The sequence below is a fragment of the Bradyrhizobium sp. Pha-3 genome, from assembly GCF_042258615.1.
Lineage (GTDB): Bacteria > Pseudomonadota > Alphaproteobacteria > Rhizobiales > Xanthobacteraceae > Bradyrhizobium.
In genome coordinates this window covers 364,729-386,489 of sequence record NZ_CP170152.1, presented here as the reverse complement: position 1 = coordinate 386,489, position 21,761 = coordinate 364,729, and the positions used below count along the sequence as shown (strand labels likewise).

At 63.9% G+C, this 21,761-nt stretch carries 18 protein-coding genes; 9 read left to right on the top strand and 9 right to left on the bottom strand.

Annotated elements, in window-relative coordinates:
• Positions 1-2: 2 nt before the first annotated feature.
• From ACE10Z_RS01770 to ACE10Z_RS01750, 5 genes are all read right to left on the bottom strand, one after another.
• Entirely contained in the window at positions 3-1,223 is a 1,221-nt protein-coding gene (locus tag ACE10Z_RS01770) for a substrate-binding protein (RefSeq protein WP_375786415.1), read from the bottom strand.
• Positions 1,224-1,228: 5 nt separating this feature from the next.
• The gene (locus ACE10Z_RS01765) at positions 1,229-2,086 is read right to left on the bottom strand and encodes a branched-chain amino acid ABC transporter permease (RefSeq protein ID WP_194457249.1); all 858 of its coding nucleotides are present in this window, start codon (positions 2,084-2,086) and stop codon (positions 1,229-1,231) included.
• Between the two features lie 42 nt (positions 2,087-2,128).
• On the bottom strand, positions 2,129-3,643 hold the full coding sequence (locus ACE10Z_RS01760; RefSeq protein ID WP_375786414.1) for an amidase: 1,515 nt from the start codon (positions 3,641-3,643) through the stop codon (positions 2,129-2,131).
• Between the two features lie 169 nt (positions 3,644-3,812).
• Positions 3,813-4,976, bottom strand: a complete 1,164-nt coding sequence (locus tag ACE10Z_RS01755; RefSeq protein ID WP_375786413.1) for a substrate-binding domain-containing protein — start codon at positions 4,974-4,976, stop codon at positions 3,813-3,815.
• Positions 4,977-5,122: 146 nt separating this feature from the next.
• Positions 5,123-6,304 (bottom strand): substrate-binding domain-containing protein, encoded by a 1,182-nt coding sequence (locus tag ACE10Z_RS01750; RefSeq protein ID WP_375786412.1) that lies wholly within the window; start codon positions 6,302-6,304, stop codon positions 5,123-5,125.
• Positions 6,305-6,482: 178 nt separating this feature from the next.
• On the opposite strand from ACE10Z_RS01750, the gene ACE10Z_RS01745 reads away from it, so the two are divergent.
• Positions 6,483-6,926 (top strand): MarR family winged helix-turn-helix transcriptional regulator, encoded by a 444-nt coding sequence (locus ACE10Z_RS01745; RefSeq protein ID WP_038387042.1) that lies wholly within the window; start codon positions 6,483-6,485, stop codon positions 6,924-6,926.
• Positions 6,927-6,940: 14 nt separating this feature from the next.
• Here the strand turns inward: ACE10Z_RS01745 and ACE10Z_RS01740 are convergent, their stop codons facing one another.
• Positions 6,941-9,376 (bottom strand): hypothetical protein, encoded by a 2,436-nt coding sequence (locus ACE10Z_RS01740; protein WP_375786411.1) that lies wholly within the window; start codon positions 9,374-9,376, stop codon positions 6,941-6,943.
• A 351-nt stretch (positions 9,377-9,727) separates the two neighbouring features.
• Between ACE10Z_RS01740 and ACE10Z_RS01735 the strand changes: the two genes are divergently transcribed.
• Positions 9,728-10,168: a VOC family protein gene (locus ACE10Z_RS01735; RefSeq protein ID WP_375786410.1), complete on the top strand. Its 441-nt coding sequence runs from the start codon at positions 9,728-9,730 to the stop codon at positions 10,166-10,168.
• A gap of 299 nt (positions 10,169-10,467) precedes the next feature.
• Positions 10,468-11,058 (top strand): hypothetical protein, encoded by a 591-nt coding sequence (locus ACE10Z_RS01730; RefSeq protein ID WP_375786409.1) that lies wholly within the window; start codon positions 10,468-10,470, stop codon positions 11,056-11,058.
• Positions 11,059-11,225: 167 nt separating this feature from the next.
• Here ACE10Z_RS01730 and ACE10Z_RS01725 read toward each other — a convergent pair whose 3' ends face one another.
• Positions 11,226-11,828, bottom strand: a complete 603-nt coding sequence (locus tag ACE10Z_RS01725) for a hypothetical protein (protein ID WP_375786408.1) — start codon at positions 11,826-11,828, stop codon at positions 11,226-11,228.
• A 432-nt stretch (positions 11,829-12,260) separates the two neighbouring features.
• On the opposite strand from ACE10Z_RS01725, the gene ACE10Z_RS01720 reads away from it, so the two are divergent.
• Positions 12,261-12,482: a hypothetical protein gene (locus ACE10Z_RS01720; protein WP_375786407.1), complete on the top strand. Its 222-nt coding sequence runs from the start codon at positions 12,261-12,263 to the stop codon at positions 12,480-12,482.
• Between the two features lie 56 nt (positions 12,483-12,538).
• Here ACE10Z_RS01720 and secA read toward each other — a convergent pair whose 3' ends face one another.
• Positions 12,539-15,403 (bottom strand): preprotein translocase subunit SecA, encoded by a 2,865-nt coding sequence (secA, locus tag ACE10Z_RS01715; protein ID WP_375786406.1) that lies wholly within the window; start codon positions 15,401-15,403, stop codon positions 12,539-12,541.
• Between the two features lie 392 nt (positions 15,404-15,795).
• Here secA and ACE10Z_RS01710 point away from each other — a divergent pair, with 392 nt between their 5' ends.
• Positions 15,796-16,734 carry a peptidylprolyl isomerase gene (locus ACE10Z_RS01710; RefSeq protein WP_097671099.1) on the top strand — a complete coding sequence of 313 codons (939 nt, stop codon included), beginning with the start codon at positions 15,796-15,798 and terminating at the stop codon, positions 16,732-16,734.
• Positions 16,735-16,988: 254 nt separating this feature from the next.
• A complete protein-coding gene (gene argJ, locus ACE10Z_RS01705; RefSeq protein ID WP_375786405.1) occupies positions 16,989-18,230 on the top strand; it encodes a bifunctional glutamate N-acetyltransferase/amino-acid acetyltransferase ArgJ in 1,242 nt (413 codons plus the stop codon).
• Between the two features lie 155 nt (positions 18,231-18,385).
• Here the strand turns inward: argJ and ACE10Z_RS01700 are convergent, their stop codons facing one another.
• Positions 18,386-19,735, bottom strand: a complete 1,350-nt coding sequence (locus tag ACE10Z_RS01700) for a TadE/TadG family type IV pilus assembly protein (protein ID WP_375786404.1) — start codon at positions 19,733-19,735, stop codon at positions 18,386-18,388.
• On the opposite strand from ACE10Z_RS01700, the gene ACE10Z_RS01695 reads away from it, so the two are divergent.
• From ACE10Z_RS01695 to ACE10Z_RS01685, 3 genes are all read left to right on the top strand, one after another.
• A complete protein-coding gene (locus ACE10Z_RS01695) occupies positions 19,734-19,931 on the top strand; it encodes a hypothetical protein (protein WP_375786403.1) in 198 nt (65 codons plus the stop codon). The genes ACE10Z_RS01700 and ACE10Z_RS01695 overlap by 2 nt on opposite strands.
• Complete coding sequence (locus ACE10Z_RS01690) at positions 19,913-20,323, top strand: (deoxy)nucleoside triphosphate pyrophosphohydrolase (RefSeq protein ID WP_176528513.1); 411 nt, start codon at positions 19,913-19,915, stop codon at positions 20,321-20,323. The genes ACE10Z_RS01695 and ACE10Z_RS01690 overlap by 19 nt, the downstream gene beginning before the upstream one ends.
• Before the next feature lie 351 nt (positions 20,324-20,674).
• The gene (locus tag ACE10Z_RS01685; protein WP_375784156.1) at positions 20,675-21,712 is read left to right on the top strand and encodes an IS110 family transposase; all 1,038 of its coding nucleotides are present in this window, start codon (positions 20,675-20,677) and stop codon (positions 21,710-21,712) included.
• Positions 21,713-21,761: the final 49 nt, after the last annotated feature.

Genomic DNA, 21,761 nt, shown 5'->3' with positions numbered 1-21,761 from the left:
GCTCAGCATTCCTTGGGATCGACGAGACCGGCGCTGCGCGCCACGATCTCATAGTTCCCGGCTTTGGCAACAGCGGTGTACATCTTCATCTTGCAGTGACGCTTGCCCGGCACCATTTCGGCGGGGCCGCCGGGCCCTTCGGCGATCTTGGCGTGGTCGAGCGCGGCCGCAACCGAGTCACGGTCGACCTTGCCGGCTTCCTTGACTGCCGCTTCCCAGAGCTTGAGGCCGCGATAGGTTCCAGTGGCGGCGCTGCCCGCCGCGAACAGGAAGTTGCCCGGAAAATCCTTCTCATAGGCCGCCTGGATCTTGGCGTTGAACGGATCCTCCTTGGTCAGCACCTTGAAGTAATCGAGACAGCTCGCCAGCCCCTCGATCTCGTTGGCCTGGTTGATGTTGAGCGTGTTCTCGTCATAGTAGACGCAGGCGAGCCGCCCGCCATTCTTGAGGAAGCCGGCTTCATAAAGCTGCTTGAAGAACGGCCCGACGCCCGGCGGGATCACGGTGTTGAAGACCACATCGACCTTGTTGGAGACGATGCGATTGACGGTCGACGAGAAGTCGACCTGGTCGAGCGGGTAGTACTCCTCGAACACCACCTCGCCGCCATTGTCCTCGATCACCTTGCGGGCGTAGACGTTGAGCGTGTGCGGCCAGACATAGTTGGCGCTCGGCAGCGCGAACTTCTTGCCGCCGTTCTTGATCAGCCACGGAATGAACTCGTCGCATTGCTGCGCCGGCGTCGGCCCGGTGCAGAACAGATAGGGCGTGCACTCCTTGCCCTCGTAGAGCTGCGGATAGATGTAGAGCGTCTTGCCGCGCGCCACGATCGGGTCCTTGATCGCGTTGCGCATCGACGAGGTGATGCCGCCCAGCACCATGTCGACCTTGTCGCGCTGGATCAGCTTGCGGACATTGCCGACCGCGACCGATTCGTTCGAGGCGGTGTCCTCGATGTAGAGCTCGAGCGGCCGGCCGAGCAGGCCGCCGCCGGCATTGATCTCCTTGATCACCATCTTGGCGACGTTGGCGTCGGCGTTGCCGGCATAGGCGATCGGACCGGTCAGGTCGGTTGCGATGCCGACCTTGATCGGGCCCTCGGCGGCGTTGGCCCAATCGGGCCTCACCACCCAGCTTCCGACCCCGGTCGCGAGCGCACCGGTCGCGAAGGCGAAATTGCTCATGAAGCGGCGGCGCGTGATGTTCATGCGTTCGATCGACATGGTGATTAGACCCCTTTCCCAGCAATGAGGCCTTGCGGCCGGAATTTGATGAAGGCGATGGCGAGCACGAAGACGAGGACGTCGGCGACGACGGGAGACATCACCCATGGCAGCGCCGCGCTGAGCGTGCCGATCACGCCGGCGCCGGCGACCGGCCCGATGAACGAGCCGACCCCGCCGACCATCACGGCGACGAAGCCCTGGATCAGGAAGCGGATGCCGAGATCGGCAAACAGAGAGAACACCGGCACGATCAGCGCGCCGGCTAGCCCGGCGAGCGCCGCGCCGAACGCAAAGGTCGCGCCGTAGATCAGCGGCGTCGAGATGCCCGACGCGCGCGCCAGCGCCGGGTTCTCCAGCGTGGCGCGGACCCGAAGCCCGAAGCTCGTGCGCGCCAGCAGCAGATAGCAGCCGCCCATCACCAGTAGCGTGATCACGATGATGGTGAAGCGCCAGGCCGAGATGTGGACGGAGCCGAGGTCGATCGAACCGCCGATCGGCTCCGGCACCGTGAGATAGAAGCCGCCGATCAGCCCGCGGACGCTTTCGCGGATGATCAGCCCGAGCGCATAGGTGCCGAGCATCGCCACGATCGGCGCGGCGTAGAAGCGCCTGATGATCAGCGCCTCCAGCACGAAGCCGATCGCGCCGACCACGAAGGGCGCCGCGACCATGCCGGCCCAGACCGGCGCGCCATGGGCGTAAGCCAGATAGGTCACATAGGCCCCGAGCAGGACGAACTCGCCCTGCGCGAAGTTGAAGATGCCCATCATGCTGGCGATGATGCCGAGCCCGAGCACGACCAGCACGATGATCGCGCCGAAGCTCACGATCTCGAACACCGCGGCGAAGGTGCTAGCCATGGTGTTCGATCCATCGACCCTGCGTCTGCGACAAGCGGCGCCTCACATCTTCTTCCAGTCGCCGGCCTGCTCGAAGGCGTGCGCGGCGCGGTAGATGGTGGATTCCTCGAACATCCGGCCGACCAGCATCAGGCCGACCGGCAGGCCGTCAACCATGCCGCAGGGCAGCGACATCGCCGGATGATGGGTGATGTCGAACGGCGCGGTGTTGGAAATCATCTCCAGTGCGCGGGCGACGTACTCTTCACGGCTGGCATTGGCCTCGGGCAACTTCGTCGCTTTCATCGGCGTGGTCGGCATCAGCAGCAGATCGTAATCCTTGAAGGCCTTGTCATAGGCCGCGGCCAGCCGGCGGGAGATGTTGAGCGCCTTGCCGTAGAAGCGCGGACCGAAGGTGTTGTTGATGTAGGTGCCGAGCATCATGAACAGCTTCGTCGTCTCCGACAGCGAATCGGCCTGGCGGCGCCAGCCGCGATGGTGATCCATCAGCGAGGTCGAATAGAGGTCGCCGCGGCTGAGGCCATAGCCGTCGCCGAACATCATGGTCTGTGTCAGGCCCTCGGTGCCGATCGGCGTCCAGATCGCGCCGCCGAGCATGTGCATCGGGATCGACACCGTCTCGACGCTGGCGCCGAGATCCTTTAAGCGCTTGGCCGCCTCGTGCACGCTTTCATTTACCGCGGCCTCCGCGGTCGGCTGCTCGAAGCCTTCCTTGACGATGCCGATCTTCATGCCCTTGACGCCCTTGCCGAGCGCCTTGGTGTAGTCCTCGACCTTCGGCGCCTTGATCCGGGGATCATAGCCGTCGTCGCCGGCGAGCACTTCCAGCAGCAGCGCGTTGTCTTCCACGGTCGCGGTCATCGGGCCGGTGTGGTCGACATAGATCTCGATCGGCATGATGCCGGTGTAGGGCACGAGACCCCAGGTCGGCTTCATGCCGTAGGTGCCGCAGAACGAGGACGGCATGCGGATCGAGCCGCCCTGGTCGCCGCCGATCGCCATGTCGACCTCGCCGAGCGCGACCACGACGCCGGAGCCCGACGACGAGCCGCCGGCCGAATAGCCCATCTTGTGCGGATTGTGCACCGCCCCGTAGGAGCCGGTGTGGCTGCCGCCGGACAGACAGAAATGCTCGCAGTGCGTCTTGCCGGCGATCTCGGCGCCGGCATCCAGCATGCGCGTGACGATGGTGGCGTCGAAATCGGGGATATAGCCTTCCAGCGTCGACGAGCCGTTGGTCATCGGCACGCCGGCCAGCATGATGTTGTCCTTCAGCGCCACCGTCTTGCCCTTGAGCTTGCCGGAGGCCGCGCCCTTCACCGTCGACTTGCGGTACCAGGCGTTGTGCTTGTTGTCTTCCGGCGCCGGCCGATAGCCGGGCGTGCGCGGATACTTCACCTCGGGCAGTTCGTCCGGCATCGCGGCGACGAGGTTGTAGGCGTCGACCGAGCCCTGCATCAGGCCGCGGAACGAGGCCACGTCCTCATCGGTCAGGGACAGGCCGCACTGCTCGGCGACGGCACGAAGTTGCGTTGGCGTGGGAAGGACGACGGTCACGGCGCTCTCCTGAAGCTTTTGATCTTTGGATTGATCCCTCGACGCGGGGCGGCGGGCGGCGCGTTTGAACCGCGCGAACCGCTCACCCCGTTGTTGTATTGAAAACGGAAATATTTTCCTTTTCAAGTATTATTTCACGGATCGGTTCGGCAGGCTGTCGTATCCGGCGTCAGATCGCCTTGATCACCCTGAAGTCGAGGCCGTCGGCTTCAGCCAGATACATCGGCATCCTGGCGTGGCCATTGCGAACCGTGACCGGACCGCGCGGGCCGCGATAGACGAGGTTGTCGGCGGCCGCGAGCAGCGGGCGCAGGTCCAGCGAGCCGGCGCGGTTGGCGGCAGCCTCCAACAGGCAGAAGCCTTCATAGGCGGACTCGCCGCAGGAACCGACCGGCGGCGCGAACGCCCCGAACATCGCGCGATAGCGGTCCCTGAAATCGTCGCCGGCCTGCGAGCCGACCGAGGGGAAATAGCCGGAGGCGCAGAACAGGTTCTCGGTCTTGTCGGCGCCGATGCCGAGCAGCGCCGTTTCGTCGAAACAGCCGGCAAAGCGCAGCGTGGTGGTGGCGAGCCCGGCGTCGGCGAAGGCGCGGTTGAAGGTCACGCTGTCGGTGCCGATCAGCGAGATCAGCACGACATCGGGCTTCGCTGCGCGGATCCGCTCCAGATGCGCCGCGTGATCGTCCTCGCCGACCGGCACGAACTCCTCGCCGACCACGAGGCCCCCGGTCTCCTTGATGTAGCGCTTCACCGCACGATGCGACTGCCAGGGCCAGACATAGTCGCTGCCGATCAGGTACCAGCGTTTGGCGCGCTTCGCCTCGGCCAGCCAGTGGATCGACGGCCGGTTCTGCCAGCGCGGCGTCTCGCCGATCGCGATGACGCCCGGCGTCCGCTCGCCGCCCTCATAGACCGGCGTGTAGATGTAGGGGATCTTGCTGCGGGTGATGAGGTGACGCAGCGCGACACGCACCGCGCTGGTGTGCATGCCCATGATGAGATCGACCTCGTCGAACGCGATCGCCTGCTCGGCGCGGTCGAGCACCTCGTCGATCGGTCCGCCGGCGTCGTAGACCTGGAACTCGATCTCGCGGCCGAGGATGCCGCCGCGCCGGTTGATTTCCGCAACGGCGAGTTGCGCGGTCGAGGTCGCAGCCGGCCCCCACATCCCGGGCGAACCGGAGCAACAGACGAAGCCGCCGATCCGCAGCCGGTTGCGCGCGCCGCGCGGACCGAACCCGCCACGATCCATTGGCGCAAGCACGCGATCCGACGCCGCCGATGCCAGGTTCCTGAACAGCAGGGACGGCGGGAACGGGAGGTTTCTTGCCATGACGTTGGGCGTCGAATGCACACCTGCTCCTGTCCGGCACCGGCACGCCGCTCACGGCATCGCCCCCACGGGCGACGGTGCCATTAGCTCCTGTTTTGGCGCGTTCTCTTCACGCGAACCGGTACCCACTTCGCTCGAGAACGCTTCTAGATCGTCTTGATCACATTGAAGTCGAGACCGTCGGCCTCGGCAAGATAGATCGGCATTTCGGCACGGCCGTCGCGAATGGTCACGATGCCGCGGGCGCCGCTGTAGACGAGGTTGCGCGCCGCAGCGGACAACGGCCCCGTCGACAGCGAGCGGGCCCGGTTGGCCGCCGCTTCGAGAAAGCGCATCCCCTCATAGTTGGATTGCCCGACCGAGCCGATCGGCGGCGCGTGCGAGCCGAACATCGCGCGGTAGCTGCTCTGGAACTCGTCATTGGCGCGCGAATCGACGCAGCCGAAATAGCCGGAGGCGCAGAACAGGTTCTCGGTCGCGTCCGGCCCGATGCCGAGCAGCACGGTCTCGTCCATCGCACCCGCATAGCGCAGCGTGGTGGCGGCGAGTCCTGCGTCGGCGAAGGCGCGGTTGAAGGTGATGCTGTCGGTGCCGATCAGGGTGATCAGCACGACATCAGGCTGGGCTGCGCGAATCCGCGCCAGATGCGGCTCGTGATCGTCCTCGCCGAGCGGGACGAATTCCTCGCCGACCACCTGTCCGCCGGCCTCCTTGATGTAGCGCTTCACCGCGCGATGCGATTGCCAGGGCCAGACATAGTCGCTGCCGATCAGGTACCAGCGCTGCGCCTTCTTGACCTCGGTGAGCCAGTGGATCGCCGGGCGGCTTTCGGCGCGCGGCGTCTCGCCGATCGCCATCACCCCTAGCGTCCGCTCGCCGCCCTCATAAACCGGCGTGTAGACATAGGGGATGCGGCCGGCCGTGACCTTGCGCAGCGCGAGGCGGACCGCCGAGATATGCGAGCCCATGATCACGTCGATCTCGTCGAACGCGATCGCCCGCTCGGCGCGGCGCACCACCTCCTCGATCGGCCCGCCGGCGTCGTACATCGACAATTCGACCTCGCGGCCGCGGATGCCGCCGCGCCGGTTGATCTCGGCGACCGCGAGCATGACGCTGTTGGCCGAAATCGGCCCCCAGATCCCGGGCGCGCCGGAGAAGGTGATGAAATTGCCGATTCTAAGCTTGCTGTCGGTGCCGCCACGGCGCGAGGAGCCCGGCTTGACGGTCAAAGCGAGATCGGCCGCGCAGGACGACGGATTTCGAAACAGGTGCGGCGGCGCGACGGGCATGCCGCCATACGCCTGGAAGGAGACCGTCGAGAGCACGCCAACTCCTGTCTGGGAAGCAGTACGCAACGCAGCCAGCGGGCGGTCACGGCATCCGCCCCTTGGTTGGGGGAATATTCTAGGGGAAAATATTGAATATTCAACAATTGAAGTGCATATAGAAATGGCATGAGTTGCCGGACATTCATTCACCGGGTCAGGAACCAGGTCTCACGCCGTGGCTAAACCGCCGAAAGAAAATTCCCCGATCACCGAACACCTCACCTACCTGCTCGCGCAAGCCAACCGGGAGATCAACCGGCAGTTGGAGACGCGGCTGGCCAAGGAAGGCGTGCCGGTCGAGCAGTGGCGCATCCTCAAAGTGCTGTCCGACGGCAACGGACACTCGATGGGCGAGCTTGCCGACGCGGTGCTGCTCAACCATCCGACGCTGACCAAGATGATCGACCGCATGGTGTCGGATGCGCTGGTCTATCGCGTGCAGGATCCGAAGGATCGCCGCAAGGTGCTGATGTTCGTCTCCGACCGCGGCAAGGCGCTGTGCCGCCGGCTGAACTCGCTGGCGGTGAGCCAGGAAGAGCACATCGTCGAGAGCTATGGCGACAAGTCGACCACCGAACTCAAGCGTCTGCTGGAAAGCCTGATCGGCAGCGCCAACTGAGGCAACAGCCTCCGCTACGACGCCACCTCGTCCTGCGCCACCAGTCCGGCCGGCCGCACCGGCGTGAGGGCGGTATCAGCGACCGGATGGGCCAGCCGGTTGCCGACGATCAAGATCGCGCACACCACATAGCAGCAGACGCCGAGTGCGAATGTCGTGGTGATGCCGAACTGGATCGACAGCGCCATGCCGAGCACGGACGCAAGCATCGAAGTGATGCCGTTGGTGCTCCAGAAGAACGGCAGCAGCCCGTCATGCCGCCGCCAGATGCCGAGGCCCAGCGGGAACATCATGCCCATGCAGAAAGCCGGCGGCGCCAACAGCGCGACCGACACCAGGATGCGGATGTCGGTCGGCGCCGAGCGCGCCCAAGCGGTGACGGCCGGCGTCAGCAGGCCTGCGGCCACCAGCGTTGCGGCCAGCGCCACGAGGCGAGCGATCAACATGGCCGGCCGCGAAGGCGCGGCCCCCACCGTGGCGCTGCCGATGCCACCGAACAGCAGGATCGTGAACAGCACGACGCTGAGCCCGTAGACCGGGTGGCCGAGGAACACCATCAGCCGTTGCATCTGCGAAATCTCGATCAGCATGAAACCCATGCCGATCGCGGCGAAATAGGAAACCGGCGGCACCAGTGTGGCCACCGGCATCCGCCGCATCAGGCGCGCGAAGGGAATGCCGATGTAGAAGATGCAGATGCCGAGCTGGAAGACGAGCACCCATTTGATGATGCCGAGCGCTGCGTTGTTCTGCGCCTCGAAGCCGTTCTTGAGGAACAGATCGCCAAGTCGCGCGGTATAGAAGAAGAATGGCTTGTCGTCGGTCGAGGCCGCGATGTTTACCGGCAATGAATCAAGGAAGCGCTGGTCGGCCTTGCCCGATAGAAGAGCCGAAGTGACATTGTCATACGCGATGTCAGGCCCGAGCAGCAGCTTGAATCCCCGTGCTTCCAGCCGCTCGCGCGCGCCCTGCCATTGCGCCGCCGTGAACGCCTCGGGCCGGGTCATGACCGTGACGACGCTGCCGACATTCGCCGCAATCACATGCTGCGACAGTTCGGTCATCGGCACGCCCTGATGCTGCAGCGCCTCGGCCGCGATCGCAATCAGGCGATAGAATTCGCCGCGATAGACCGTTGGTTCGTACCAGCGCGACACCGAGAGCATGCCGCCCGGCTTCAGCGCGCGGAAGAAATCGTCCCACGCCTCGACGGTGTAGAGCCGGTTCTCGGTCAGCGTCAGCCCGCCGGCTGCGGTAGCGGCCCAGGTGTCGATCAGCGAGATCTGGATCAGGTCGTAGCGATCGGGCGAGTGGTTGATGTAACTGCGCGCTTCGGCATTGACCAGCGACACGCCGGGCTGGCGATGGAGATGGCCCGAATAATCGGCGAATTTGTCGGTCAGCACTTCGAAGATCGCAGGATTGATTTCGATGCCGTGAATTCGCTGCGCGCCGAAATAGAGGCCGGAGAGGATGTCGCGGCCGCCGCCGACGCCGACCACGGCCACGTCCCCCGGCCGTTGCTGCACCAGATAGGGCGCGTTGATGACATCGTCCTTGAGATAGGAAACCTTGGTCAGATCACCGGAGAAGCGGGTGATCGGCGTCGCTGCGTCGGCATCGATGTCGAGATAGAGCTGCTCGATCCTGGTATCCGGGGTGCGCGAGAACGACCAGCCGAACGGAATCGTGAGCCCGAGATCGGTCACGCGGATGCGCGAATAGGTGTTCCAGCGCTCGAACAAAGTTCCGGTCTGCTCGGTGCCCTTGGCCCAGATCACGCCAAGATGGCTGCTGCCGGTGGCGGCAAGCGCGGTGTGAACCGCGGCGAGCGCGGCGAGACCAAGCGCGGCGTTGCGGCTCAGGCGCACATCGCTTCGGCCTTCGCCGTGACCGACCACGAACCAGCCGACGGCCGCGGCGCAGGCGCCGATCCACAGCGTCGCGCTGACCGGATCGATCACCAGCAGCACGAAGATGATGCCGAGGCATCCGACCGCGGCGCCGACCAGATCGGCAGCGTAAAGCCAGCCGCCGACATTGGGCAGCCGGGTCAGGAGAAGCGTGATGCAGATGCCGCCCTCGGCGAACGGAATGGTGAAAGCCAGCGCCACCACGGCGAGCGCAGACATGGCATATGCGCCAGGCACGACCAGCGGCGCATACAGAAAGGCGCACATGACGACGACGCCGCTGATCGCGAACCGCGCGGCGTGACGGGCAAATTCCGGCGCCACACGCTCCGGCGCATAACGGGTGGAATCCTCATAGACCTTCATTGCACCGCGCGTCAGCCCGAACATCGCAAGCGCGATGGCCCCGAAAGCGAAGTGGTAGTGCACCATCACGCTGAAGAAGCGGGTGATGAGGATCTGATAGGCCAGCGTGGCCGACGCCAGCACGAAGATCGCCGGATAGTAGCGGCCGGGCATAGTCGTCGCGGTCTGCAAGGCGCGGCCTCCGGATCGAGCCTTGACCAAAGAGACGCTTTGATGCGCGTTGGCGGCTCACCCCACGCGCCCGGCAATATTGGAGCACAGAGCACTAACAAGTGATTGATTGGACGAGCCAACTCCGACTTTGGGTAGTGGCCGGACCATCGGCGGGCTTAGCGCGGGGTTACCCGGGAACCCAAAATCGCGAAAATGCCGCCTCGCCGACAGACACCCATCCGGGAGGCTCCAACAAAAAGTCCGGTCAACATGTCGGAGCGCCGGTCGCGGGCTCGTCCTTCGAATGCGCTAACGCTGCGCGCGCGGTTCCGGCTCATCCTCCTCATCGATCACAAGGATTCCCCCGTCATGACTTCGATCACGCCGTTCCTCTGGCTCGACAACAACGTCCGCGACGCCGTCGCCTTCTACAAATCGGTGTTCCCGAACGCCGAGATCGAGACCGTCAGCGACTTCATGGCGAGTTTTGAGCTCGAGGGGCAGCGGTTCTACGCGCTGAATGGCGGGCCGCAGCACAAGTTCAACGAGGCGGTGTCGTTCTTCCTCAGCGTCGAGACCCAGGAGCAGGTGGATTACTTCTGGGAGAAGCTCACCGACGGCGGCCAGGAATCGCGCTGCGGCTGGCTCAAGGACCGCTTCGGCCTGTCCTGGCAGGTGATCCCGACCGCGTTGAGCCGCTATCTCGGCGATCCCGACCGCAAGGCGGCCGATCGCGCGATGCAGGCGATGCTGAAGATGCAGAAGATCATCATCGCCGATCTCGACAGAGCGTTCGCCGGCTCACAGTGATGCGGCTTCGACGGGCGGGCCAATCGCCCGCCGCGTCGTCTGCGGCAACTGGGCGCACCGGGTCTTCTCCGCTGAAAGCAGGTCCGCGGCTGCGGTGCGGACGTACCGGACAACACCAACCCTGCCGCCATGCAACGGACCACATCGAGCGCGCTCCTGTACCACTGCGCGCTCAAGCGATTCCTACAACTCAATGCCCTTGGGCGGATCCAGATGCTTGGGAAATCGATGGCGGAGAGGGCGGTCGCCTTGGACCGTTTCCTGGCGTATCTATTCTGCAAACCAGCACCAGGAATCGGATGGATAAGATAGTTACGGCCCACGATATCTTCCCGCATATACGAATCGTATTGGGTATGGTCGTCGGGCTGGGGGTTACACGTCTTTTGTCCGGGGTGGCCCGCATCGTCCAGCACCCCAAGCAATACCGCGTTTATCCCGCGCATCTCGCCTGGGTCCTCGTCGCGCTCTTGATGCTCGTTCACTTCTGGTGGTGGGAATTCGGTCTTTTCAAGATCGAGCATTGGACCTTCGGGACGTACCTGTTTCTGATCGGGTACGCGATTGTCTTGTTCTTGATCTGCGCGATGCTCTTTCCGGACTCGATGGATGGCTATCGCAATTACGAAGAGTATTTCTATTCACGACGAATGTGGTTCTTCGGCCTGCTCGCCCTCACTTACATCCTCGATGTCGTCGACACTCTCTTGAAGGGAGAAGCCCACTTCGCTCAATTTGGCCATGAGTATGTTTTTCGAACGCCGGTTCTCATCGTCCTGTCCGTGGTTGCCGTTCTGACCAGCAATCGAAGGTTTCACGCCATTTTCGTTCTTGGCACCCTCGTGTACCAAACGACATGGATTTTGCGCCTCTTCAATACGATCGGCTAGACTAGAGCGTTTTCGAGCGAAGTGGACGCCGGTTTGCGTGAAGAAAGCGCGTCAAGGCAAGAAGCTAGAGCCCGGTTCCGATTCGATCGGAACGGGAAAGGCTCTAGCCAATCGACGGTCGCGCGCTGATGCCGGCCTTTGTCGTCACGCGAGCGGATGCGTGCTTGTCAGGGCTTGGCGCCAATCTTGATATGGATCGCGTCGGTGCTTTCTTGACTGTCCGGCACCTGCTTCACGAAGGCGGTCAATCCTTCATTCCGCATGGCGTGCAGCAGGATTGCCGCCGGCTTACCAGCGTCACCCCAATCGGACTGTCGCGATTGGGCGATCTGCACTTCGACTCCTTTGAGCACGACAATGCCGGCCGCGGGCTGTCCCGGCGGGATATATCCAGAGCCCTGCGCAACGGCTTGTCTCTTCCAGCCGGCGGCATCGAGCGCTTGGGCGACATCTTCCATCAATGCAACCGCTTCGGGGTCAAGCTCGACCGAGAAGTCGAACGGAGTGCCGCGAAACTCCTTGAGGGTATTGGCAACGCGCTGTTGCGACGCAGGGCCGAACGTCCTCGGACTATCGGCCCACCATTCGAGGCCACAGCCGACCAGGACGAGAACGGCAAATGTAATCGCCAACCCTCGCTCCCAGGCGCCTTTCGAAATCCCGAGGACCAGAAGCGCGACTTCGCCGCTCAACCCAACCAGAAGCAGGATTTCCCCGATTTGCCTCAGCCAACTGAACAGGACGAGGGAAAAGGCGGGAGTATGTAACATCAGGCATTCCAAGTCGCAGAGGCCGGCACGCGGTTCGAGGCATCACTTGTAGCCGCGCGAATCCGGCATTCAAACATCTGAAGCTCAACGACATAGAATCAGCCGACGCCAAGTCATGCAACTCTTGAATGCGTGGGACGAATTTCGGAAGGCGAAATTTCCAAGAAGCCGGACGGCGATACTCACGTCATTTCGAAGGAAGTGCGATTTCCAGGAAGGCGATCACCGCCAGAGATGTCATGCACTTTCAGACACTGCAAATCGCCGCATCACCCAGCTGGGCTGGGTCGCCGACACGCTGCGCTATTTCAGCGGCAAGGATTGCTTCGACCTGCACCGGTCACACCTCGGTCCGTTTCGCTTCCCTGCGAACCGCGGCCGGAAACCCACGTCGCGAACTATTCTCCCAACATCGTGGCCCGCGCCCCGCGTGTGTTTGCGATCGCCAAGAACCCGGACGTGCTGGCCGCCGCCGCGGCAATCCTGCGGGCGACGCCGACCATCGCGCTGATGTCGGTGTGGTGGTCTATGCCGCGCGCGGACGCCAAGCCCGAGCATGCCGAGAATTTCATCGCAACTTCGACGACTACCGGTTCATCAAGCTGTTTTGGCGTGGCTCGATCCTACATCAATCGGATCTATCTGCAGCCATGACCCCGAACCCTCGACCGGCGGGCCATTCGCCCGCCGCGTCCGCGCTCCGGACGGCCTTACGCGTACCGCCCGTGGCAATGCTTGTACTTCTTGCCTGAGCCGCAGGGGCAGTCCTCGTTGCGGCCGACCTTGCCCCAGCTTGCCGGGTCATTCGGATTGCGGTCGGCGGCGGGCATCCCCGGCGCCAGCGAGGCCTGGGCGTAGGTGGCCTCGGTCAGGCGGGCCTGGGCGAACTCGTCCTCGCCGGTGTTGGGATCGAGCTTGTGCGCTTCCATCGGCGGCAGCGGCATCGGCGGCTCCTCCGGCGGCACGATCTCGACCCGCATCAGCTGGGCGGTGACCGCCTCGCGCAGATGCGCGCTCATCTCCTGGAAGAGATTGAAGGCTTCGGTCTTGTACTCCTGCAACGGATCGCGCTGGCCGTAGCCGCGCAGGCCGATCACCTGGCGCAGATGATCGAGCATGATCAGGTGCTCGCGCCAGAGATGGTCGAGCGTCTGCAACAGGATGGTCTTCTCGACGTAACGCATCACGTCGGGGCCCCATTGCGCGACCTTCGCCGCCATGCGCTCGTCGACGTGATTCTCGACGCGCGTCAGCAGTTCCTCGTCTGCGATGCCCTCTTCCTTGGCCCATTCGTCGACCGGCAAATCGACATCGAGCACGCGCTTCAACTCTTCCTTGAGGCCCGCGGTGTCCCACTGCTCGGCGTAAGCGTGCTCGGGGATGTGCTTGGCGACGACGTCCTCGATGAAGGCATGACGCATGTCGGTCACGGTCTCGACGACGCTGTCGTCCTTCATCAGGTCGATGCGCTGGTCGAAGATCACCTTGCGCTGGTCGTTCTGGACGTTGTCGAACTTCAAGAGGTTCTTGCGGATGTCGAAGTTGCGCGCCTCGACCTTCTGCTGGGCCTTCTCGAGCGCCTTGTTGATCCACGGATGGATGATCGCCTCGCCTTCCTGCAGGCCGAGCCGCTGCAGCATGCTGTCGAGCCGGTCGGAGCCGAAGATGCGCATCAGATCGTCTTCCAGCGACAGGAAGAACTTCGAGCGGCCGGGGTCGCCCTGACGGCCAGAACGGCCGCGCAGCTGGTTGTCGATGCGGCGGGATTCGTGGCGCTCGGAGCCGATGATGTAGAGGCCGCCCGGCTTCTTCACGGTCTTGGCGGGCTTGTTGCCCTTGGCGGGCTCGACCTCGAAATCCTCTTCCGCCTTCAGCACGATCTCGCGGAAGCGCTCGATGTCGGCCTTGATCAGCTCGATCTTCTTGGCCTTCTCGGCCTCGTCGGTGATCGCGGCGGTCTCCTGCTGGATCCGCATCTCGAGCGAGCCGCCGAGCTTGATGTCGGTGCCGCGGCCGGCCATGTTGGTCGCGATCGTGATCGCGCCCGGCACGCCGGCTTCCGCGACGATATAGGCTTCCTGCTCGTGGAAGCGGGCGTTCAGCACCGCGAACAGTTTCGCCGGCTTGCCCGCGCGCGCCGCGGCGTAGAGCTTCTCCATGCCGGACTCGGAGGTGAAATCGATCTGCTTGTAGCCGTGCTTCTTGAGGTACTCGGCCAGCACTTCCGACTTCTCGATCGACGCCGTGCCGACCAGCACCGGCTGCAGCCGCTTGTTGGCGCGCTCGATCTCGGCAAGGATTGCGCCGTACTTCTCGTTCTGGGTGCGGTAGACCTCGTCGTCCTCGTCGAGGCGCGCCACCGGCAGGTTGGTCGGGATCTCGACAACCTCGAGCTTGTAGATGTCGAACAGTTCGTCGGCTTCGGTCAGCGCCGTGCCGGTCATGCCGGACAGCTTCTGGTACATCCGGAAATAGTTCTGGAAGGTGATCGAGGCCAGCGTCTGGTTCTCGGGCTGGACGGTGACGTGCTCCTTGGCTTCCAGTGCCTGGTGCAGGCCTTCCGAATAGCGCCGGCCCTGCATCATGCGTCCGGTGAACTCGTCGATGATGACGAGCTCGTCGTCGCGGACGATGTAATCCTTGTCGCGCGTGAACAGCGTGTGTGCGCGCAGCGCCTGGTTGACGTGATGCACTACGGAGACGTTCTCGACGTCGTACAACGAGTCACCCTTGAGCTGGCCGGCGTCGCGCAGCAGGTTCTCCAGCTTCTCCATACCGCCTTCGGTCAGCGTCACCGTGCGCTGCTTCTCGTCGACCTCGTAGTCGTCCTTCTTGACGAGCTTCGGCATGAAGGTGTCGATGGTGTTGTAGAAATCCGAACGATCGTCGAGCGGGCCGGAGATGATCAGCGGCGTGCGCGCTTCGTCGATCAGGATGGAGTCCACTTCGTCGACGATCGCGTAGAAATGCTCGCGCTGGACCATGTCCTCCAGGCGGTACTTCATGTTGTCGCGCAGATAGTCGAAGCCGTATTCGTTGTTGGTGCCGTAGGTGATGTCGCAGGCATAGGCGGCCTTGCGCTCGGCGTCGTCGAGCCCGTGCACGATCACGCCGGTGGTCAGCCCCAGGAACGAATAGATCTGGCCCATCCAGCCGGAGTCGCGGCGGGCGAGGTAGTCGTTGACGGTGACGACATGGACGCCCTTGCCGGCGAGCGCGTTGAGGTAGACCGCGAGCGTCGCAACCAGCGTCTTGCCTTCGCCGGTCTTCATCTCGGCGATGTCGCCCTCGTGCAGCACCATGCCGCCGATCAGCTGGACGTCGAAATGGCGCTGGCCGAGCGTCCGCTTGGCCGCCTCGCGCACCGTGGCGAAGGCCGGAACCAGGAGGTCGTCGAGCGTCTTGCCGCTGGCGAGCTGCTGCTTGAATTCGGCGGTGCGGGCCTTGAGCTGGTCGTCCGTCAGTTTGACGAGCTCACCCTCCAGGGCGTTGATGGCGCTGACGCGGGACTGATACCCCTTGACCCGACGGTCGTTGGAGGAGCCGAAAAACTTGCGGGCGAGCGCGCCGATCATGCGAAATTCCTGTTGTTCGGTCTCGAGTTCGGTCTTGGTTCAGTCTTGAATTTCAGTCTTGAATTTCAGTCTCGGAATACAGCCTGAGATGGTCCGCCGGATTGCCTATCAACTCACCGTGACGCGCTACGGTTCGAGCCCCGACCCGGGGCTCCTCCGCCAATTGAGTGGGAAACAGGCCATCCTGGGTTCAACGGCGAAAAACGCAGCAAAATAAGCGCTCTCGCCGCTGACACGGTGGGCCAGAGATATGGCCCGGTCGGGGGGTTGTCAACGCCGCCAAGATGTCAAGGAATTCATCATTTTGACAAGACTTTCGCGTTGCCAATGTAACACGATTGGGCGAGTGTCCGCCCCGCTCGAGCTTCCCCCCTTTAGACCAAGGATTTTGCATGACCACCTCGCCTCCGGAAACCAAAACCGGCCTGCGCCTCGGCCTCGCCACCCTGGCCGCCACGGGCTGTCTTGTCGCAGTGCTGGCTGCCGGCCTCCCGGTCCGCGCCGCGGAATCCGACCCGGTGCTGGCGAAGGTGAACGGTTCCGAGATCCATGCCAGCGACGTGGCGCTCGCCGAGGAGGAACTCGGGCCGAGCCTGCAGCAGATGGACCCCTCGACCCGCAAGGACAACGTGCTGTCCTTCCTGATCGACATGAAGATCGTGTCCAAGGCCGCCGAGGACAAGAAGATCGAGAACAATGACGACTTCAAGAAGCGGCTCGCCTTCACCCGCAACCGCCTGTTGATGGACAGCCTGCTTGCCAGCGAGGGCAAGGCCGCGACCACCGACGACGCCATGAAGAAGGTCTATGAAGAGGCCTCCAAGCAGATCACCGGCGAGCAGGAGGTGCGCGCCCGCCACATCCTGGTCGAGACCGAGGATGAGGCCAAGGCGATCAAGGCCGAGCTCGACAAGGGCGCGGACTTTGCCGAACTCGCCAAGAAGAAGTCCAAGGATCCCGGCGCCTCCGATGGCGGCGACCTCGGCTTCTTCACCAAGGAGCAGATGGTGCCGGAATTCTCCGCGGTCGCCTTCACGCTCGAGCCGGGCAAGATCTCCGATCCGGTCAAGTCGCAATTCGGCTGGCACATCATCAAGGTCGAGGAAAAGCGCAACCGCAAGGCGCCCGACTTCGAGCAGGTGAAGGCCCAGATCGAGACCTATGTGACCCGCAAGGCCCAGGCCGACTATGTCGCCAAGCTGCGCGAGGCCGCCAAGGTCGAGCGCATGGACAAGCCGGCCGAGACGGCCAAGGACGCGACGGCGCCGGCGGATGCCGCCAAGGACGCGCCGAAGCCCGCCGACAACAAGATGGCGCCGGCGAAGAAGTAAGCTTCTCGAACATTGTTGCAGTTGCGATGGCCGGGCATGTCCCGGCCATTTGCGTTTTGCGGTGAACCGTAGCCCGGATGAAGCGAAGCGAAATCCGGGGCCGCTGTAACCGCGGACGGGCCTGTCCCGGATTGCGCTTCGCTCCATCCGGGCTACGGCTTCCTTGAACAATTGATGACACTATCGCAGCCCTCTCCCGCTTCAGCCGACGAGATGTTATGCAGCGCTTCCCTCCCCGTAGCCGGAAGCCTCCCATGTCCACCGCCGTCTCCCCCCTCGCCCCGCCTGACGTCCCCGAGATGCCCGTGATCGCGGGTGTGCGGCTTGCGACCGCTGCCGCCGGCATCCGCTACAAGGGGCGCACCGACGTGCTGCTCGCGCTGATGGACAAGGGCACCACGGTGGCCGGTGTCTTCACCAAATCGAAATGCCCGTCGGCGCCGGTCGAATGGTGCCGCGCCAAGCTGAAGGGCGGAGCTGCGCGCGCGCTGGTGGTCAATTCCGGCAACGCCAACGCCTTCACCGGCAAGACCGGCAAGTCGTCCACCGCGCTGACCGCGCAGATCGCGGCGAAGGCGGTCGGCTGTTCGACGTCGGACGTGTTCCTTGCCTCCACCGGCGTGATCGGCGAGCCGCTCGACGCCACCAAGTTCGACGGCGTGCTGGCGCAGCTCGCGGAGACCGCGACCCCCGATCTGTGGATGGACGCGGCGAAGGCGATCATGACCACCGATACCTTCCCGAAGGTCGCCACTGCGACCGTCAAGCTCGGCAAGGCCAAGGTGACCATCAACGGCATGGCCAAGGGCGCCGGCATGATCATGCCCGACATGGCGACCATGCTGTCCTTCATCTTCACCGACGCGCCGCTGTCGGCATCCGTGCTGCAATCGCTGCTCAAGGCCGGCGTCGAGGACACTTTCAATGCGCTGACCATCGACGGCGACACATCGACCTCGGACACCCTGCTCGCGTTTGCGACCGGCGCTGCAGCCGCCAACGGCGCACCGAAGATCTCGCGCGCCAGCGACCCGCGCCTGAAGGCCTTCACCAAGGCGTTCCAGCAGATCCTCGCCAATCTGTCCGAGCAGGTGGCACGCGACGGCGAGGGTGCACGCAAGCTGGTCGAGGTCGTGGTCGAGGGCGCGACGACAAAGCCGTCGGCGCGCAAGATCGCGATGTCGATCGCCAATTCGCCGCTGGTGAAGACCGCGATCGCCGGCGAGGACGCCAATTGGGGCCGCGTGGTGATGGCGGTCGGCAAGGCCGGCGAACCCGCCAACCGCGACAAGCTCTCGATCTCCTTCAACGGCATCCGCGTCGCCAAGAGCGGCGCGCGCGATCCGTCCTACAATGAGAAAGAGGTGTCGGAGGCGATGAAGGCGCCGAAGATCCAGATCAAGGTCGCGCTCGGCCTCGGCAAGGCGAGAGACCGCGTGCTGACCTGCGACCTCACCAAGGAATACGTCGCGATCAACGGCGATTACAGGTCGTGAGACATTCTTCCGTCATCCTGAGGAGCCGCGAAGCGGCGTCTCGAAGGATGCACGGCCCCGATGTCGCCGCGTGGTGAAAGCCGGGCCGTCGACCCTTCGAGACGGCCGCTTCGCGGCCTCCTCAGGGTGACGGTGAGAGAGAGCGTGAGCTTTCGCTAGCTCGAGATCCGCGCGTCGGCGACCGCCTTCTTGAACAGCGCGTTCATCGCATCCGCGATGCCTTGCGTCGGGCTGACCTCGAAATAGAAGCCCGGCGACGCGCAGGCCTGCATGTTCTGCGCGACCTGGCTGTTCGGCGACGGGCCGAACGGACCCTGATTGAACGGATCGATCCAGCTCATGTACCAGTTGTTGGTCGGCAGCTGCAGATAGGTGGTGTAGAGCACCGCGATCTTGATGTTGCGCTTCTTGATCACATCGCAGAGCGCCGGATTGATCGGCGACTGGCAACGATTGCTGCCGGTGATCGGCTTCAGGCAGCCTGAATTCGGCTCGTCGGCGACCCCGTCGGATACGAAGAACAGATATTTGAGCGGGGCCGACGAGGTGCCCGCGCCCGGGTTTGCGATCGCATTGTTGATCTGGGGAAAAATCGCGGTGAACTGGCTGTCCTTGTCCGCGGTGTAGGAATCGTTGTTGCCGTAGACGCCCATCAGATCGATGTTGCCGGCCGCCGATTTTGCGCTCGACAGGCTCGACGACAGCGAAAACAGGCTTCGCAAGCCGTAGGTCGCCGAGGACGCGCCGAAGTCATAGATCGCCATGCGGAACTGGCTCGAATAGGTCTGGGTCGCCGCCGCGGTATCCATCAACTGCTGGGTCGCGCTGCGAAGCACGTCGATCCGCGTCGTGACGCCAAGCGATTTCGCCAGATTGTAGTAGTTGTTGGGATCGTTGTAGTCGTGGCAGGCGAAGGCGCATTGGTCGTTCGGCTTGAAGCTGTTGCCGGTGGTGGCCGTGACCAGCTTGGCGACGTCCGTCGGCGTGGCGCCGACGCCCATCGACGGCGAATTGTCCAGCAGCAGATAAAAATCGATATACAGCGGCATGTTCGCGGTCGAGGTCGAGGTGCCCGACACCGACACCTTGCTCCGCCCCAGCACGCCGAGGAACATGGTCGGGACATCTGCGGTGAACTGGACCGTCGAGGTGATGGCGCTGCCGCTCTTGGTCATGGTCGGCGTCACGCTGGTCAGCGTGAAGCCGTTCTGGTTGAAGATGTTGCCGTTGAAGATCTTCCTCGCGTCGGCCTCGCCGGCCGAAATCTCGCCGTCCGAGGTCATGGCGCCGGCCGCGATGAAGCCCGGCGATGCCTTGGCGACCGATCCGACGCTCGCCGCGTCGGCGGCGGATATCAGCTTGCTGCGGATCTGGTTGGCGCGGGAATAGTCGACCGCGCATCCGACCGCGACCATGATCGGCAGCAGGGCCAGGCCAAAGATCATCGCGATGTTGCCGGAGCGATCGTGGCGGAAACGGCTGACGGTCCGGAGCAAGGTGCGCATGGGTTATATCGGCAAAGAAAATGATGGGCTTATAAATCAGGACCTTCACCCTGCCGGCCGCGCATTAAGGCCGGCTTATCGCGAAGGCAGAAAAAGCGCGCAGGCACAAATCGTTTGGCTGACCGCGCGTTGCTGGTTAATGAACCCTTGCAAGACAACAAGGAACATTCGTGCTGCATGGCTGACATCAAGCTGACCCTCGTCGTCGCCTGCGCGCTGGTCGACGCCGACAAGCGCGTGCTGCTGGCGCAGCGTCCCGAAGGCAAGGCATTGGCGGGGCTGTGGGAATTCCCCGGCGGCAAGATCGAGCCCGGCGAGCGGCCGGAACAGACCCTGATCCGCGAGCTGCACGAGGAGATCGGCATCACCGTGAGCGAGCCGTGCCTCGCGCCGCTGACCTTCGCCAGCCATGCCTACGAGACCTTCCATTTGCTGATGCCGCTCTACATCTGCCGCCGCTGGGAGGGCATGGCGGTGGCGCGCGAGGGCCAGAACCTCGCCTGGGTCCGCGCCAGCAAGCTGCGCGACTACCCGATGCCGCCGGCGGACATTCCGCTGCTGCCGCATCTGATCGATCTGCTGCTGTGATCTTGTTCGCCTCTCCCGCTTGCGGGGGGGAAGCCCGGCTACCCAAAACATCGAAAACAACCCCATGCAAAGTAGCCGGCGGCGCCGGCGTTCAGCACGACGGCTTGACACGTCGGGCAACTCACAGGCACTATTCCATTATTCCGAAATCGTGATGCGAGTCTGCGGCTTCCTCCAACCCGTCGTCCCTGCGAAAGCAGGGACCCATACGCCGCGGCGGACCTTGTTGAAGGGACTCGTCGTTCCAGCGTCACCAACAATTGGCATTTGTGGTTGATGGTGTGGACGGCCCCCTACGGCATCAGTGTGCCAGAATGAGGTTGTTGCAAATCTCAGACAAAGGAGCCGTCCGTGGGAGAGATTATCCGCATTGGAATGGATACGTCGAAGCATATTTTTGTGCTGCATGGGGTTGATGCGGCGGAGCAGGTGGTGCTGCGCAAGAAGCTATCGCGCAAGCAAGTGCTGGAGTTCTTCGCCAAATTGCCGCCGACCGTGATCGGGATGGAGGCCTGCGGAGCTTCGCAGTATTGGGCGCGGGAGCTTGGCAAGCTCGGTCACGAGGTGAGGCTGATGGCCCCGCAATTGGTGAAGCCTTACGTGATGCGGAACAAGAATGACGGGCGCGATGCAGAAGGGCTATGTGAAGCGATGGACCGGCCGAACATGCGCTTTGTGCCGGTCAAGACGGCCGAGCAACAGGCCGCGCTGATGCTGGCGGGGCTGCGCGATGGATTGATCGCCCGGCGCACCCAGCTGAGCAACGCGATCCGCGGCTATGCGGCGGAGCTCGGCCTGATCGCGCCCAAGGGGCTCGACAAGATCGAGCCGCTGCTGGCGCGGATCGCGCAGGACGAGAGCTTGCCCACCATGGCGCGCGAGGTGTTTGCGGTGCAGGGACGCCAATACGCTGCTCTGCAAGCCGAGCTCAAGCAACTCGAGGTTAGGCTGATGGCCTGGCACCGCGCCGATGCGCTGAGCCGGCGTCTGGCGCAGATCCCATCCGTCGGCCCGATCACCGCAACACGGCTGGTGATGAAGACGCCCGATCCGCATGCGTTCCGCTCCGGCCGGCATTTTGCGGCCTGGCTCGGCCTCACACCGAAGGATCATTCCACCGGCGGCAAGACCAGGCTCGGCAAGATCACGCGGGCCGGTGACGAAGACCTGCGCCGCTTGTTCGTGGTTGGGGCGACTGCGGTCATCCAGCAGGTTCGGCGGGGCCGAGGCCATCCGTCGCGCTGGCTGCTGGCGCTGCTCAAGCGCAAGCCGCCGAAGCTGGCCGCCGTGGCGCTCGCCAACAAGGTTGCCCGCATCGCCTGGAAGCTGATGGCGACGGGCGAGAGTTACGATGCCGCGCGGCTCAATGCCATGGCGGCCGCCGCCTAACAGATTGGCCGGCCGGCGGGTTCGCCCACCAGCCGACCCGGAAGCTGCA